This window comes from Metabacillus niabensis (genome assembly GCF_902829255.1).
In the GTDB taxonomy this organism is placed as follows: Bacteria; Bacillota; Bacilli; order Bacillales; family Bacillaceae; genus Metabacillus; species Metabacillus niabensis.
In genome coordinates this window covers 12,858-27,646 of record NZ_CADEPK010000050.1, presented here as the reverse complement: position 1 = coordinate 27,646, position 14,789 = coordinate 12,858, and the positions used below count along the sequence as shown (strand labels likewise).

General features: G+C 35.4%; 15 protein-coding genes. 11 read left to right on the top strand and 4 right to left on the bottom strand.

Annotated features, from left to right (window positions below):
• Positions 1-47 precede the first annotated feature (47 nt).
• Positions 48-1,151: a beta-galactosidase BglB gene (bglB, locus tag HU235_RS06735; RefSeq protein WP_174879715.1), complete on the top strand. Its 1,104-nt coding sequence runs from the start codon at positions 48-50 to the stop codon at positions 1,149-1,151.
• Positions 1,152-1,222: 71 nt separating this feature from the next.
• Here bglB and HU235_RS06730 read toward each other — a convergent pair whose 3' ends face one another.
• On the bottom strand, positions 1,223-2,008 hold the full coding sequence (locus HU235_RS06730) for a glucose-1-dehydrogenase (RefSeq protein ID WP_095298426.1): 786 nt from the start codon (positions 2,006-2,008) through the stop codon (positions 1,223-1,225).
• A gap of 12 nt (positions 2,009-2,020) precedes the next feature.
• Positions 2,021-2,875 carry a GRP family sugar transporter gene (locus HU235_RS06725; RefSeq protein ID WP_095298428.1) on the bottom strand — a complete coding sequence of 285 codons (855 nt, stop codon included), beginning with the start codon at positions 2,873-2,875 and terminating at the stop codon, positions 2,021-2,023.
• Positions 2,876-3,159: 284 nt separating this feature from the next.
• Between HU235_RS06725 and HU235_RS06720 the strand changes: the two genes are divergently transcribed.
• From HU235_RS06720 to HU235_RS06680, 9 genes are all read left to right on the top strand, one after another.
• Positions 3,160-4,080 carry a glycoside hydrolase family 43 protein gene (locus tag HU235_RS06720; protein WP_233452153.1) on the top strand — a complete coding sequence of 307 codons (921 nt, stop codon included), beginning with the start codon at positions 3,160-3,162 and terminating at the stop codon, positions 4,078-4,080.
• A gap of 361 nt (positions 4,081-4,441) precedes the next feature.
• Positions 4,442-5,242: an SDR family oxidoreductase gene (locus HU235_RS06715; protein WP_174879713.1), complete on the top strand. Its 801-nt coding sequence runs from the start codon at positions 4,442-4,444 to the stop codon at positions 5,240-5,242.
• 89 nt (positions 5,243-5,331) lie between these two features.
• Positions 5,332-7,254 (top strand): BglG family transcription antiterminator, encoded by a 1,923-nt coding sequence (locus tag HU235_RS06710; protein ID WP_174879712.1) that lies wholly within the window; start codon positions 5,332-5,334, stop codon positions 7,252-7,254.
• Between the two features lie 32 nt (positions 7,255-7,286).
• Positions 7,287-7,715, top strand: coding sequence for a transcriptional regulator GutM (locus HU235_RS06705; RefSeq protein ID WP_174879711.1), 429 nt, complete (start codon positions 7,287-7,289; stop codon positions 7,713-7,715).
• Positions 7,716-7,730: 15 nt separating this feature from the next.
• The gene (srlA, locus tag HU235_RS06700; RefSeq protein WP_095298438.1) at positions 7,731-8,276 is read left to right on the top strand and encodes a PTS glucitol/sorbitol transporter subunit IIC; all 546 of its coding nucleotides are present in this window, start codon (positions 7,731-7,733) and stop codon (positions 8,274-8,276) included.
• Positions 8,277-8,288: 12 nt separating this feature from the next.
• Positions 8,289-9,302 carry a PTS glucitol/sorbitol transporter subunit IIB gene (srlE, locus tag HU235_RS06695; protein WP_095298439.1) on the top strand — a complete coding sequence of 338 codons (1,014 nt, stop codon included), beginning with the start codon at positions 8,289-8,291 and terminating at the stop codon, positions 9,300-9,302.
• Between the two features lie 134 nt (positions 9,303-9,436).
• Positions 9,437-9,799 carry a PTS glucitol/sorbitol transporter subunit IIA gene (locus HU235_RS06690; RefSeq protein WP_095298441.1) on the top strand — a complete coding sequence of 121 codons (363 nt, stop codon included), beginning with the start codon at positions 9,437-9,439 and terminating at the stop codon, positions 9,797-9,799.
• 100 nt (positions 9,800-9,899) lie between these two features.
• Positions 9,900-10,583, top strand: a complete 684-nt coding sequence (locus HU235_RS06685) for a fructose-6-phosphate aldolase (protein ID WP_174879710.1) — start codon at positions 9,900-9,902, stop codon at positions 10,581-10,583.
• Between the two features lie 41 nt (positions 10,584-10,624).
• Positions 10,625-11,287, top strand: coding sequence for an HAD family hydrolase (locus tag HU235_RS06680; protein WP_174879709.1), 663 nt, complete (start codon positions 10,625-10,627; stop codon positions 11,285-11,287).
• A gap of 264 nt (positions 11,288-11,551) precedes the next feature.
• Here HU235_RS06680 and HU235_RS06675 read toward each other — a convergent pair whose 3' ends face one another.
• On the bottom strand, positions 11,552-12,574 hold the full coding sequence (locus tag HU235_RS06675) for a quercetin 2,3-dioxygenase (protein ID WP_174879708.1): 1,023 nt from the start codon (positions 12,572-12,574) through the stop codon (positions 11,552-11,554).
• A 79-nt stretch (positions 12,575-12,653) separates the two neighbouring features.
• On the bottom strand, positions 12,654-13,229 hold the full coding sequence (locus HU235_RS06670; protein ID WP_174879707.1) for a TetR/AcrR family transcriptional regulator: 576 nt from the start codon (positions 13,227-13,229) through the stop codon (positions 12,654-12,656).
• A 330-nt stretch (positions 13,230-13,559) separates the two neighbouring features.
• Between HU235_RS06670 and HU235_RS06665 the strand changes: the two genes are divergently transcribed.
• Complete coding sequence (locus HU235_RS06665) at positions 13,560-14,594, top strand: LacI family DNA-binding transcriptional regulator (protein WP_174879706.1); 1,035 nt, start codon at positions 13,560-13,562, stop codon at positions 14,592-14,594.
• Positions 14,595-14,789: the final 195 nt, after the last annotated feature.

Sequence of the window (14,789 nt, the reverse complement as noted above, 5' to 3'; positions counted from 1 at the left end):
AAACGAATGCACTAGAAAAATATTATCATTATAAAGGGGAAGATAAAATGAATCAAACCGAGCTTATTAATAAAAGTAAAGTTAATACGTATATTGAACAACTAATGGATAATCTTTCACAAATTAAGGACAGTACAGGGGAATACTTATTAAACTTCGATGGACTCGTAGTTGATGATAAAAGTTGGGCTGTATGGAATTGGCCGCAAGGTGTCGGGCTGTATGGGATTTTTAAATATTGGAAATTAACAAATAGCCAAAAGGCTTTAAAAATGATTAATGACTGGTTTGAAGCTAGATTTGAGGAAGGGGTTCCTCCGAAAAATGTAAATACAATGGCACCGCTATTAACATTAGCATTTTTATATGAAGAAATAAAGGACCCTACACTTATTCCTTATTTAGAAGAATGGGCTGAGTGGGTCATGAACGATATGCCGCGTACAAAAGAAAATGGACTGCAGCATATGACATACGGACCAGAAAATAAAAATCAGCTTTGGGATGACACATTAATGATGACTGTGCTCCCTCTCGCAAAAATTGGAAGGATTTTCAATAAAGATGAATATATTGAAGAAGCAAAGCAACAGTTTTTGATCCATATTAAATACTTAACAGATCGAAGAACAGGATTATGGTATCATGGTTGGACATTTGAAGGTAACCACAATTATGCTGAAGCTTTATGGGGGAGAGGGAATTGTTGGATTACCATCGCAATCCCAGAAGTTATCGAAATATTGGAATTAAAGGAAGGGGACTTTTTAAGAGAGTTTCTAATTAATACATTAACTAGACAAATTGAAGCACTTGCTAAATATCAGGATGAGAGCGGCTTATGGCATACATTAATTAATGATAAATCCTCTTACTTAGAAGCTTCAGCAACTGCTGGTTTTGCTTACGGGATTTTAAAGTCAGTTCATAAACAATATATTAGTGATGAATATAAGGATGTAGCCTTAAAGGCAATTAAAGGGATTGTAAATGAAATAAATGATGAAGGTGCTCTGCAAAAGGTGTCAGTTGGTACAGGGATGGGTGATAGTTTAGATTTTTATAAAAAGATTAAAGTTACGAATATGCCATATGGACAATCACTTGCTATTCTTTGCTTATCAGAGTATTTACACGAGAGCTATCTTTGAAATGGACATTAATAATAAAAATTATATTTTAAAGCAGCCAAAGATTCATCTTTTTGGCTGCTTTTTCATCTTTAGCCCTTTCCTGCCTGAAAACCAGGATATTGAGTCATTCCTCCATCAGCAAAGAGTGTTAGACCTGTAACGTAGCTCGCTTCACTCGAAGCAAGCCATACTGCACATGCTGCAATTTCTTCAGGCTTGCCGATATAACCCATTGGAATAAGCTCAACGACTCCCTTTTTAAGCTCAGGGTCATCAAACTTTTCTTTATTAATTGGCGTATCGATTGCACCAGGAGCGATGCAATTCACTCGAATTCCGTGAGGGGCGAATTCAAGTGCGAGTGTTTCAGTCATCAATTTCACGCCCCCCTTACTTGCTGCATAATGGACAAAATGAGGCCATGGGATTTCCTGGTGAACAGAAGACATATTGATAATTGAGCCTTTTATGTTATTGTTTAGCATATAGTCAATTGCTTCCCGACAACCTAAAAATTGACCTGTCAAATTCGTTGATATTACCTTATTCCAATCAGCGAGTGAGAGGTCCTCAGAAGGGACTTCATTTTCTATTCCAGCATTATTGACCATAATATCCAAGGAGCCGAATGTATCTATGGCATGGGCAATGATCTTCTTAATGTCGCCTTCCTTCGTGACATCACCTTGTATCGCACTTGCGATTCCACCCGTCTTTTCAATCGTCTTAATGATCTCATTTGCTTCCTGCTCTTCATTGAAATAGTTAATGACTACCTTCGCTTTTTCAGCACCGAATCTCTCTGCCATTGCCTTCCCTATACCTGTAGCTCCACCTGTAATCACAACTACTTTTCCTTCAAGACTTGGATACATATAATTCCTCCTTTATGTTTTTGTAAAGCCTAATAAGACTCCGCCAATGATAATAAACAAACATCCAAGTAAAACAAGCCATACCTGCTTTTTACTTTTGCGCTCGTTTAAAAAGAAAAGACCGCCGATAGTTGAAATAACAATGCCTGTTTGCGAAAGGGAAAAGCTTGTCGCCACACCGATTTTCGGTAAAGCAAGTAATAGTCCAAGGTTTCCTGTGCTCCAAAGAAGGCCTGTTAAAATATTTCGAACAGCATAGATATTGTATGGCTTATCCCGTAAAGTGATAAAGAAAGCACCTGCTACCATTCCTATCGCTTGAGGTAGGATAGCTGCCCAGCCATCAATATTAAACCAACGAATTAATACGACATATGTAACATATCCTACTGTCGATATGAGCAAGATAAGAAATCCCTTTTTTCTACTTTTAGCTTGTCCTTTATCATTCCCTTGCTTGATAGATGTAAGAATCGCACCTGTAATAATACAAGCAAGCGCAGCAAGCCCGATTATAATACTCTTTGTTGTTCCCCATTCCTTAAAAATAAAAACACCGAAGAATGTTGTTCCAATAAGCTGTAACCCTGTTGACATTGGAGCTGTTTTTGCAACACCTAAGTATCGAACTGCGCCAAATTGATTTTTTTGTCCTATGCACCAAAATAAGCCTGAAATAAAGCCTATTGCCCAGGTGACAGAAGACAAATGAGGCATCTTATAAAAATACACACCAATAGCAAATATTAAGGCACCAACTGTTGTACCAAGTGTCTGGCTGTCTTCATCTCCACCAAGCTTATTACTGACAAATACGATGCTGCCCCAAGTAACGGCTGCAAGGATGGCTAAAAGAATTCCTGTCATATGTGAGTACCCCATTCTCATTTATTGAAACGATGAATGCTTTTTTTTAGATTGCATGAATACGAACAATCTTATTCAAAATTGCGACACAAAAAAGTTTAATTCATGTAAAGAATCTACCTTTCATAAACGATTATTATTGATTACATGTGCATGTATTCTTATAATGGATAATAACTAGATTTGTAAACGATTACACAACGGGTGAATGGCGGGAAATTTGTTGCTTTTTAAGAAACCTAGAATTTATGATTCTACAGGTTAATCAGAGGGGAGAAAACATAGTGATAAATGTTGAAGATCATGCATATTTATTTGTCCATTTTATTCATGAGAATGAAAGTAGGGCTGACTTAGAACAGGTGTATTTTTCCGTTAGTCAGGATGGGATAAGATGGGAGACTTTAAATGATAGGAAGCCTGTTTTAACCTCAAAGCTAGGTGAACAGGGGGTAAGAGATCCATTTATTGTCCGTTCTCCAATCGATCATAAATTTTACATAATAGGTACAGATTTATCTATGTATTTTCGCAAGGATTGGGACGAGGTACAAAAATCGGGCAGTCAGCATATTGTTGTGTGGGAGTCTACGGATTTAATCACTTGGTCAGAACAACGTTTAATTAAGGTTGGTCCTGAAACTACAGGATGTGTTTGGGCTCCTGAAGCAATATATGATAAAGAAACCGATGATTTTCTAGTTTTTTGGGCATCAAGAGAAAACTTTGGTGCTGATAAACAAAAAATATTTTATTCAAAAACAAAGGATTTTAAAAACTTTACCAAGCCTAAACTTTATATTGAAAGAAACAACCATATTATTGATACAACGATTATTGAAGAGGACGGTAAATATTATCGTTTCTCAAAGGACGAAACGGTTAAAAGCATAACTGTAGAAGTTTCTGATAGTTTACTAGGCGAGTTCACTACTCTCGAGACGAATCTAAAAGATCTTATAGGAGTTGAGGGTCCTGCTTGTTTTAAATTAAAAGAAGGCAATAAATGGTGTTTATTGCTTGACCATTATGAGATAGAGAAGAAATATATCCCTTATTATACGACAGATTTACAATCAGCCCAGTTTACAAGAAGTAATGACGATTTAGATATTCCTGTAAATTCTAAGCACGGTGGTGTAATGTCAATAACAATAGATGAGTACAACGCTTTGGTGAAAGCATATGGAGGAAGTAGCATATAAAAGCTGTTTTGTAAAATTCTAAATACGAGTATTTTTTATTAATCTTAGGTAGCTTTAATAGGTTTGTAAAGAATCCGTATTAAATATTTTTTTTCCTTTCTATTAGACTAGTAACTACGAAAATAAAGTAATATTTAAAATACCGAGGTGCAATAATTTTGCACCTCGGTATTTTTATATTAGAAAAAAGCAGCATTAACACTCCAAGTGTCTTATTATTCAGTAATTGACAAGCTTAATAATACAGCCGTTTTCACTTAAGTGTGAAAAAGACTGTATTAAATCTTCATAGCTCTATGATTATACTGAGTTTGTAATTGAAATGGTTTTCATAAAAAGTATAGAGAAGGGGGAATTACAAATGAGTAGTTCTTGGCTTGGATTAGAAGGGAAAGTTGCTATCGTTACTGGTGGTGCTTCTGGCATCGGCTTAAATATAACGAATGAGCTTTTAAACAATGGTGTGAAAGTAGTTGTTGCGGATCTGAATGGAGAAGAGGGACAACAATCTAATGGCTCTTACTTTATGAAATGTGATGTAACGAATAAGGTAAGTGTTGATCAAACAGTTTCAAAAACAGTAGAGTTATTTGGATCATTGGATATCCTAGTAAATAATGCAGGTGTCAATCTTCCAAGACTTTTAGTTGACGATCAGGGTGAAAAACCTGAATATGAATTAAGTGAAAAAGATTTTGATTTTATGGTTGCGGTTAATCAAAAAGGTCCATATCTTTTCGCACAAGCATCTGCTAAAGAGATGTTAAAGAAAGGTAATGGTGTCATTATAAATGTTTCTTCGGAAGCTGGTCAGGAAGGGTCTGCAGGACAAAGTTGTTACTCTGCTACAAAAGGAGCTGTCATTGCATTTACACGTGCTTGGGCAAAGGAATTAGGAAAACACAATATTCGTGTTGTTGCAATTGCGCCTGGAATTATTGAAACTACTGGATTGAGAACAGATGCTTATAATGAAGCATTGGCATATACTCGCGGTGTAACCGTAGATGGTTTATCAACAGATTATAGTAAATCTATTCCTTTAGGGCGTGAAGGGAAACTAAGCGAAATTGCTGATCTTGTTTCTTACTTGTCCTCTGATCGTGCAAGTTATATAACAGGTACAACATTTAATATCTCAGGCGGTAAATCCCGCGGTTGATGGCATAAGGGTCAAATCATAGCCTCTATGGATGCCAATTCGTACGGGGAAAACTATAATGGCATCCATTTTAGAAAGAGGTGCTAACAATGTCAGACATAATATTTGATGAAAGAATAGCTCAAATTCTGGAAATTGCTCGAACAAGTAAATACCATTCTCTAGAAGAATTTGCTGATGCATTGAACGTAAGTACAAGGTCTGTTCGCAATTATCTTAAGCAATTAAATGATGATTTAGTAGGAATAGCTTCAATTATAAATGAAAGAGGTAGGGGATATCGTTTAGATATAATTGATAAACAAGCATTCGAATCTTTACTAGAAAAAAACAGAATAAAGGACGATACACTAAACTCTCAAAAGGGGAGAATTGCCTTTATAATTGACCGTTTAATGAATAGTGAAGAGACGTATACGCTTGATGATCTAGCATCTGAAATGCATATTGGTAGAACAACATTGGTTAATGAGATTAAAAAGGCAGCTGTTTCCTTGGAAACGTATAGTCTTACCATTCAAGGAAAGCCAAATAGAGGTATGGAGCTGAAGGGGAAGGAATTGGATCTCCGATTCTACATTCTTGATAATCTTTATGATGTTTTGTACGGAGATTACCCATTAGATACTGACATTATTGAAGCAATTGAGATGATATCAAATAAGCATAACCTAGAATCGACAACCCAAGCTAGATTAATGGAATTTATTATTATTATGCTGGATCGAATCTTGAAAGATCACCCAATTAATGAAGTAGACGAAAAACATAAAAAATTATTGGGGACAATGGATTATCAAATTGCATTAGAGATTGTACAGAAAATAGAAAATCAGCTTCCCATTAAGATTCCTCAGGCTGAAATTTTGTTTATCACCCTACCGATTGCCGGGAGAAGAACACCTACAAACAATCGGACATTAGCAGACATTGCAATTACACAGGATGTGCAAAAATTATTAGAGCAAATCATTGAGCATGTTGGCTTTAAGAAAGAAATTATTTATGAAAATGAGTCTTTTTTTAAAGATCTCCAATATCATCTAACTTTCATGTTAAATCGATTAATTTTTGGATTGAGATTGAAAAATCCCTTACTAGCTGATGTGAAGGAAAAATACTTCGTTGCTTACAAGATGGCAGAGATTGCTGGTCAAGTTGTTGAGAATAGATATGGGCTTAAAGTACCTGAGGATGAATTAGGTTATTTAGCTTTCTATTTTGGAGTGTTTATTGGCCAAAGTGATTTAAAAGAAAAAAGATTTCGAAGAGCTGCTGTTGTATGTGGAACTGGTAGAGGAACAGCAAAATTAGTAGCGATCCAATTACAACGTGTTCTCAATCAAAATACAGAAATAGATCTGTTCTCAGAAAAAGAAGCAACAAAAGTGATATTAGATAAATACGATCTTGTATTTTCAACAGTGAAGCTGTCCTTTGAAACGAGTGCTCCTTTTATTATGATTAATGAGATTTTTGATGAACGTAATGTCTCTAGAGAAATCGAAAAAGTAACATATATGAAAAAATTAAAGATTCATAATGCGAATGACTATCAATCCATGATTACACATCTTGTTACAAAGGAGAAATTTTTCTTATTAGACTCGACTAAAGGCTATCAAGAAAATGTGCTAGAAATGATTGAATATTTAGTAGAGGATGGTCATCTCGATACTGGCTTTAAAGAGCGTTTGAAAGAAAGAGAAGAGCAAGGATCCATGGTGTTTGATCGCTACATTGCCTTTCCTCATACTTTTAACAATCGTTCGGAATCAATTGAGCTTGCAATTGGAGTATTTCCTGAAAACGTTGTTGCAGATGGGAAAGAAGTAAAACTTGTTTTCTTACTTGGTCTGCCAGAACGACAAAATGATCATAATGAAAATTTAATTGTTAAGATTTACGACGAAATTATACGTATTGCTAATAACCAACAAATTATTGATCAATTAACGAATGTAAGCACATATGAACAATTTATGCGGGTGATTGAACAGTCGAGCAACTAATGAGGAACATCATGAAAGGGGAAAAAGAGTAGATGATAGTATATTTAATTATTTTAATTGGAGCTGCATGGCTTGTACAAAGTATCCTTGGGTTTATGCAAATCAGACATTTCAACAAAAAATATGCTGAAATGCGAGCATTGGGAAGAGTTGCAATCGGAAAGAAAACAGGAGCATTTCGTGCCGGGACAGTTGTTATGATAGCCATTGATAAAAGAAATAAAATCTTAAAGGCAGCAAAAATGCAAGGTGTGACCGTATTTTCTCGAGTTAAAGAGTTAAAGGGGTTTGAAGGCAAATACTTATTGAAAATTTCTGAGGAAGATTTTCAAGGTGTTGATAAATTAACAAGACTAGCAATTGCAGACGCTCTTAGAAGTTATGACATTATTTCTAAAGGTGGCGAGCTGCAAGTGAAAAAAGGTTGGATAGACTTTTTAATTCCTAAAAGAAAGAAATGAGAAGGGGTTGAAATAATGGATATTATTATTAATTTAGCAGAAGGCTTTATGGATTTATTCCGTAAAGGTGGAGAAACATTTGTTGGTCTAGTTACGGATATTGTACCGTTATTAATCATGCTATTAGTTGCGATGAATGCACTTGTTCGTTTAGTTGGGGAAGAGCGGGTCGAAAAACTTGCTAGAAAATCTGGGAAAAATCCATTTACAAGATATTTTATTCTTCCCGTCATTGGAACGTTTGTTTTAGCGAATCCGATGACACTATCACTTGGAAGATTTTTGCCAGAAAAATATAAACCGAGTTACTATGCTGCAGCATCATACTCATGTCACACGCATAATGGATTGTTTCCACACGTAAATCCAGGTGAGTTATTTGTTTTCCTTGGGATATCAGCAGGGATTACGACATTAGGACATGATGTGACAGAATTAGCACTTCGTTACTTCTTAGTAGGGATTGTAACAAACTTTTTAAGAGGTTGGGTAACGGATTTAACAACAGCGTATGTTGCTAAACAGCAAAATGTGAAATTAAAAGATACAGTTCAATTATAGGTGGTGGGAAAAATGACAAATTTTCAATCAATTAAAATAACAAAAGGTGCAGGTGGCTTCGGCGGACCATTAGTCATTACCCCGACAGCAGAAAAAAATAAGGTTGTTTATATTACAGGGGGACAAAGACCAGATATCGCAGAGAGAATTGCAGAACTAACTGGTTGCGAACTTGTCGATGGGTTTAAAACATCTGTTCCTGAAAGCGAAATGGCATGTGTAATTATAGACTGTGGGGGTACGTTACGTTGTGGACTATATCCTCAAAAACGAATTCCAACAATTAATATTATGCCTACAGGACAAAGTGGTCCATTAGCTAAGCATATTACTGAGGATATCTATGTTTCAGGTGTAAAGTCTGAAAATATTCAATTGGCAGACGGTGGCAGTGCAGTAGAAACAACAGTAGCTGCTGTTCAAGAGGGCAATGATAGCACAGTAAAAGAGCCTAGATATGATGCGAGCAAGAAAATAAGTGAACAACAAAAGCCAAAAGGTATTATGGCACGAGTTGGTATGGCAATGGGCTCGATAACTAGTGTTTTTTATCAAGCTGGCCGTGAAGCAATTGATACTGTAATCAAAACAATTCTTCCGTTTATGGCGTTTGTTGCAATGCTTATCGGTGTTATTCTTGAGTCTGGCATCGGTGATCTGTTTGCGAAATTCCTATCACCGTTTGCAGGTTCGATATGGGGATTAATTGTCATAGCTCTAGTATGTTCGTTCCCACTACTATCTCCATTTTTAGGACCGGGTGCTGTTATTGCTCAAGTAGTTGGTACACTTATTGGGGTTGAAATTGGAAAAGGGAATATTCCAGCTCATTTAGCATTACCTGCTCTATTTGCCATTAATGCACAAGCAGCAGCTGACTTCGTGCCAGTAGGTCTTGGATTGGCAGAAGCGGATGTTGAAACAGTAGAGGTAGGAGTTCCGTCGGTTCTCTATTCAAGGTTCCTAACGGGTGCACCAACAGTCTTTATAGCCTGGCTAGCAAGCTTTGGCTTATACGATAGTTGATATTTTCGCTCTATTTTTAAGTTTTAAAGCAGCTAAAATATAAATAAGGACAGGATTCCTCCACTTTTGGAGGATCCTGTCAAGATGAAATCGATTCCTATAAGAAAATTATGAATGAAAAGGAGTATTTTTCAATGCAAACTAAATTTGAGACACAAATCAATAAAATCGGTCCATCGGTATCAGATTTCCTTGGTGAAAAAATGTTAATTTTATTTGGTGAAAATGCACCAGCAGAACTAGCTGAATATTGCCTTTTAATTGATGTGAATGCTGTTGAAGATGACATTAAAGTTGGTGACACGCTTCAATTAGGTAACAATGAATATAGAATTACCGCTGTAGGTGATGCGGTTAAAAAGAATTTATCCTCACTAGGTCATATTACTTTAAAATTTGATGGTTCGAAGACTCCTGAATTACCAGGCACTTTATATTTAGAGGAAACTGAGATTAAAGAAGTAAAAATAGGCGATAAAATTCAAATTTTTTCATAAAACGATGAATGAATACTAGCTTAACTTTTGTAGCGTCTTTAAAAGAAAATGAATAGCAAGAGTTAAGCTATTATTCTATCTTAGAAAGGGAGTAGTAAGTATGCAATTAGTAATTGATTCAGCGAATATTGAAAAGATTAATAAGTTAATTGAATTTTTTCCGATCGATGGAGTTACAACAAATCCAAGTATTATTGTAAATGAGAAAAAGCCGTACTTACCCTTATTAAAAGAAATAAGAACTGTAATTGGTGATAAAAAAGAGCTTTTTGTTCAAGTAATTTCTAAAAATGCGACAGATATGGTAGAAGAAGCAAAATATATTTGCGAAACTTTATCTGGAAATATAATTATAAAGGTTCCAGTAACGATGGAAGGCATTAAAACAATTAAACTACTTAAGCAAGAAGGAATCCGTACATTAGCAACAACAGTTTATACTCCAATGAATGCCTATTTAGCTGCTAAAGCTGGTGCGGAATATGTTGCCCCTTATGTGAATCGAATTGATAATTTGACAGGAAATGGTGTAAAGGTTGTTAGTGAAATTACAGACATATTCACACGTCATCATTTATCTTGTAAAGTATTAGCAGCAAGCTTTAAAAATGTTCAACAGATTCATAACATTTGTTTAGCAGGCGCACACGGAATTACTGCCGCACCTGAATTAATAGAGGCACTTATTGCACATCCTTCAATTGAAGAGAATGTTGAAAAATTTAGAAAAGACTGGCTCGAGCAATACGGTGAGGAAAGCTTCATCGTAAAAGCAACAAAATAATCCTTTCGTAAATCTATTGAAGAAAGCTGAAGGTGAGAAACATGATTAAAGCGATTGTTTGTGATTTTGATGGGTTAATCATTGATACCGAATTCGCGTTATATGAATCATTTTGTGATTTGCTAAACATAAATTCTGGTGATCTACCAATTAATGAATATGCTAAATATATAGGGACTGATTCCACAGAGCTCTATCATTATATAGTGAGTAAATCAAACGGTGAAATGACACAAGAGGAGGTCATTGAAAAATCACATACGCTTCATAAGGAAAGGCTTGAGTCTCCTATTGCGCGAGATGGTGTTGAAGACTATTTAAAGGAAGCAAAGGCTAAAGGTTTGAAAATAGGGTTAGCATCAAGTTCAAATAGAGAGTGGGTAACGTATTTTTTGAAAAAGTTAAATCTTCTCGATTATTTCGATGTTATCCAAACTCGTGATGACGTAGAAAAAGTAAAACCGGATCCTGCGCTTTATCGGAATGTCATTCATTATTTGGGAATAGAACCATATGAGGCAATTGCCTTTGAAGATTCCGTCAACGGGTCAAAGGCAGCCATAGCTGCAGGATTGAAATGTGTAATTGTTCCTAATAAGATAACTGAGAACCTAGAATTTGAAGCCTTTCATATGAGATTAAATAGTATGAAGGAAAAAGAGCTTTCGAAGGTAATTGAAATTATCGATTCTTTGTATGTTTAAAGTTCAATTGACTTGTTCGATAATTAATAAGCCTACATGTAGAAAAATGTAGGCTTTTTTGCGTAGATTGCATAAGAATTCATGGATGAACTAAAGAGAGCTTATCTACTATCTCATCCTATTATTAAAGGACCGTCACTGTAGAAGAACAAGGTGTTTTCGGTTTAATACATTTGTAGTACTTATAAACGTTAGTAGCTTTACTCAACATGCATAAAAAGATTAAGTTTCTTCTAAACATCTTTTGTTTCCACTTAAATATACTTAATTATTTTTGCCGATTACCTTTAAGTCTAATTGCTCAATATTTTGAATAACTCGATCAAATCGTAATGGTTGAGGCTCACTTGGAAAAATATAATGCTCGTATGGATCACCTAATGTTCGAAAAAATGGTTCAAATAAACCAGAAACAAGTAAACCAACAACCTTTGTATAATGTGAATCAAGACGGTAAGAATGAACTGTATTAGCTGGAACGTGGAGAAAATCCCCTGGATTTAACATGATTTCCTCTCCATTTGCCCACATTGTCATTTGACCCTCTAGGCAAAAAAAGGTTTCAGTATGCTGTTCATGGTAATGCTCAGGAATTTTTTCTCCTATTGGTCCCTCTGACACAACGACGATAAATTGCCCATTCGTATTCTCTTGTGTTGCAACAATCCGATGGAGCTGATCACCTGTTAGAAGTCGATCACCTTCTCCAGATTCTAATACATATGGAACAACATCTGTTGGTAGAGTTGCATTTTCAACAAGCAACGCTGTTGTAGATGGTGGCTGCTCATTGAGAAATAGTTTAACATCTGCAATGGATTCAGCTTTTTCTAAAAGTGAGTTGGAAATTTCTTGATTTACGTGTGGAGGGTATTCTATCTTATCATAAGGTATACCGATAGTTGAATAAATCGCAGAAAGATTTCCTCCCATTGTGTATGAAACAAATCTGGTCCGATGGCTTTCCATTTGATAACAATGAATAGTACCAGCGGGAATATTGGCAAAATCACCAGGCAATAGAAGATGATTTTCTCCATTTAGTGTCAGCCTAAGCTTTCCATCAAGGACTAAAATGGCTTCATGAGTCGATTTATGAAGATGTAAAGGAAACTGGTCACCTTTCCCTCCTGCAATTAATACCTGTTCAAAAAGCTGACCAGTACTCTTTTCATCAGCCATAACTGTAGCAACCTGTCTGCCAAATAAATATCGTTTACCTTCACCGCTTCTTAGTAAATAAGGAACCTTTTCTTCCTGAAGAGAGTGCTTAAATAATGTTGTCATAAAGACCTCCTATAGACTAGTTCGGAATCGCATTAATTAGACCAGTCTATATAATACCATCAAAAAGGATAAATGAATATTATCCTTTTTTCCTAATTAAGTGTGGGATTTGCTCCTCAATTAGTAAGAAATATGATTTGTTCTGTTGGGTAATTGAGAGCATTATCCCACCTTCAATCATCGTATTTATTAGCATACTTGCCTTTTGAGCTACTTCTACCTCATAACCGTTTTGAACCAATTTTTCAGTGAAGATTGATTCCCAGCTTTTAAACGCATTCATACAGACTTCACGTAACTGCTCACTCAATAGTGCAGTTTCACTTGCAACGAGTCCAACGGGAATTCCCTCGATCGTTTCTGGATGATCAAACTGACTGGCAGTTTCTCGAATAAAAAGCTGAATCGCTTCAATTGGATCAGAACAGCTATCCAACGTTTGTTTCATTTTATTTTCAATAAATAATGCTGTATATTTAACTGCTTCGATAGCTAATTCCTCTTTTCCATTTGGAAAGTAGTGATAAAGCGAGCCTTTAGGTGCACCACTTTCTTTTATTATCTGGTTTAAACCAGTTGCGTGGTACCCCTGTAATTGAAAGAGACGTGAGGCAGTTTGAAGTATTTTTTCACGTGAATCCATTTTATTTTTCATTAAACAACCCCCTATTTAAAAACTAATATAGAGAAAACTTGATTGAAAGTCTAGATGTAGGAGATTTTAGATGTAAAAAAGTTATCCCGTTCAATACTTGATCAAAGGAATCAATAGTAGTATATAGAGAAGAGGTTGGCAATTTATGAATCAACGACTATGACCATACATTTGAAAAAAGAGAGCGATAAAGAATACGATATATAGTTCAAAAGGTAGTTGAATCAAGATACTTATTGACTTATGGATAATATTGCATTTAAATTAAATGAAATGGGTTTCAAAAAACCTTCAAGATTGCAGTGAAATTATAAGCGATGGAGGAAAGCTATGAAAAAGGAAAACATAACAATCTATGATATTGCTAAAGAAGCGAATGTATCTCCTGCTACAGTTTCGAGAGTACTTACGGGAAATGCAAAGGTTCGTCCACAGACAATGCGGAAAATCGTTGATGTAATTGAAAAATATAATTTCCGGCCTAATAGTTTAGCAAGGAGCTTATTACACAAGCAATCGAAGACGATTGGTTTTATTCTACCAGACATCAATCATCCATTTTTTTCAACATTAGTGCAAAAAAGTGAAGCACATGCTTTGGAATTAGGGTACACTTCGTTTTTATGCAATACGATGAACAGCTCGGAAAATGAATCAAAATATTTACAAAGCTTAGTAGAAAAACAGGTGGATGGGATTATATATCTAGGTGGAAGAATTAATGACACTGATACCGAACAAAAGTACGCAGATGAAATGAAGAAAGTGATGGAAAGAATACCTGTCGTTTTTGTGAATGGGCAAATGACAGGAGTTGATGCGCATATTGTAAGAACAGATGAAGAATCGGGAATTGAAAAGCTTGTTGAATTATTAGTTAATCTGAATCATAAAAAAATTGGCTTCCTCGGTGGAATAGAAGGAATAAGTTCAACAGATGTAAAAACGAACACGTTTGTTAAAATGATGAATAATAAAGGATTAGATGTCAATAAAGATTGGGTTTTTGGCAATGGGTTTAGCATTGAATCTGGTGAAGAGGTTGCTGCACAGCTGCTCTATTTAAAGGAGAGACCAACAGCGGTAATCTGTGTAAATGATTTTGTAGCGATCGGGGTAATAAAAGTTCTAACAAAGTTTGGGCTAAAGGTTCCGGATGATGTTTCTGTTGTTGGGTTTGATGATATTTATTTGGCAGAGCATTTCCCTCCTGGGATTACGACTGTAAGTCAAAATTACGATTTGTTAGGGGAAACTGCTATCAATGTTCTAGCAGATTTAATAAATGAAAGGGATGCAGAGAGAGAAACGGTTGTTCCAACTTCACTCATATTAAGAGATTCTTGTAAATTACTTTCTGAATAATATGTGGAAAATATTGCTTATTACCTAAAAGTAAGGTACGATAATTATGAAAAGGGTTTCTTGTTAAAAGGAATATAATGTAATAGATATGAATATTACTATGATAAAACTCTGTATTCCTTTAACTTGAAAATTCATGAAACGGGTTTCATGAAGTGGTTTAGAGAGCGTTTGGAATTTACATTTATGGAAGTG

What these genes read in the sequence shown, in the direction of transcription:
- HU235_RS06705 (WP_174879711.1), top strand. Translation starts at nt 7,287, where the DNA reads ATGATAGTATATTTAATTATTTTAATTGGAGCTGCATGGCTTGTACAA.
- HU235_RS06675 (WP_174879708.1), bottom strand. Translation starts at nt 12,574, where the DNA reads ATGACAACATTATTTAAGCACTCTCTTCAGGAAGAAAAGGTTCCTTAT.
- HU235_RS06665 (WP_174879706.1), top strand. Translation starts at nt 13,560, where the DNA reads ATGAAAAAGGAAAACATAACAATCTATGATATTGCTAAAGAAGCGAAT.
- srlE (WP_095298439.1), top strand. Translation starts at nt 8,289, where the DNA reads ATGACAAATTTTCAATCAATTAAAATAACAAAAGGTGCAGGTGGCTTC.
- HU235_RS06715 (WP_174879713.1), top strand. Translation starts at nt 4,442, where the DNA reads ATGAGTAGTTCTTGGCTTGGATTAGAAGGGAAAGTTGCTATCGTTACT.
- HU235_RS06680 (WP_174879709.1), top strand. Translation starts at nt 10,625, where the DNA reads ATGATTAAAGCGATTGTTTGTGATTTTGATGGGTTAATCATTGATACC.
- HU235_RS06690 (WP_095298441.1), top strand. Translation starts at nt 9,437, where the DNA reads ATGCAAACTAAATTTGAGACACAAATCAATAAAATCGGTCCATCGGTA.
- bglB (WP_174879715.1), top strand. Translation starts at nt 48, where the DNA reads ATGAATCAAACCGAGCTTATTAATAAAAGTAAAGTTAATACGTATATT.
- srlA (WP_095298438.1), top strand. Translation starts at nt 7,731, where the DNA reads ATGGATATTATTATTAATTTAGCAGAAGGCTTTATGGATTTATTCCGT.
- HU235_RS06710 (WP_174879712.1), top strand. Translation starts at nt 5,332, where the DNA reads ATGTCAGACATAATATTTGATGAAAGAATAGCTCAAATTCTGGAAATT.
- HU235_RS06685 (WP_174879710.1), top strand. Translation starts at nt 9,900, where the DNA reads ATGCAATTAGTAATTGATTCAGCGAATATTGAAAAGATTAATAAGTTA.
- HU235_RS06725 (WP_095298428.1), bottom strand. Translation starts at nt 2,875, where the DNA reads ATGACAGGAATTCTTTTAGCCATCCTTGCAGCCGTTACTTGGGGCAGC.
- HU235_RS06730 (WP_095298426.1), bottom strand. Translation starts at nt 2,008, where the DNA reads ATGTATCCAAGTCTTGAAGGAAAAGTAGTTGTGATTACAGGTGGAGCT.
- HU235_RS06670 (WP_174879707.1), bottom strand. Translation starts at nt 13,229, where the DNA reads ATGAAAAATAAAATGGATTCACGTGAAAAAATACTTCAAACTGCCTCA.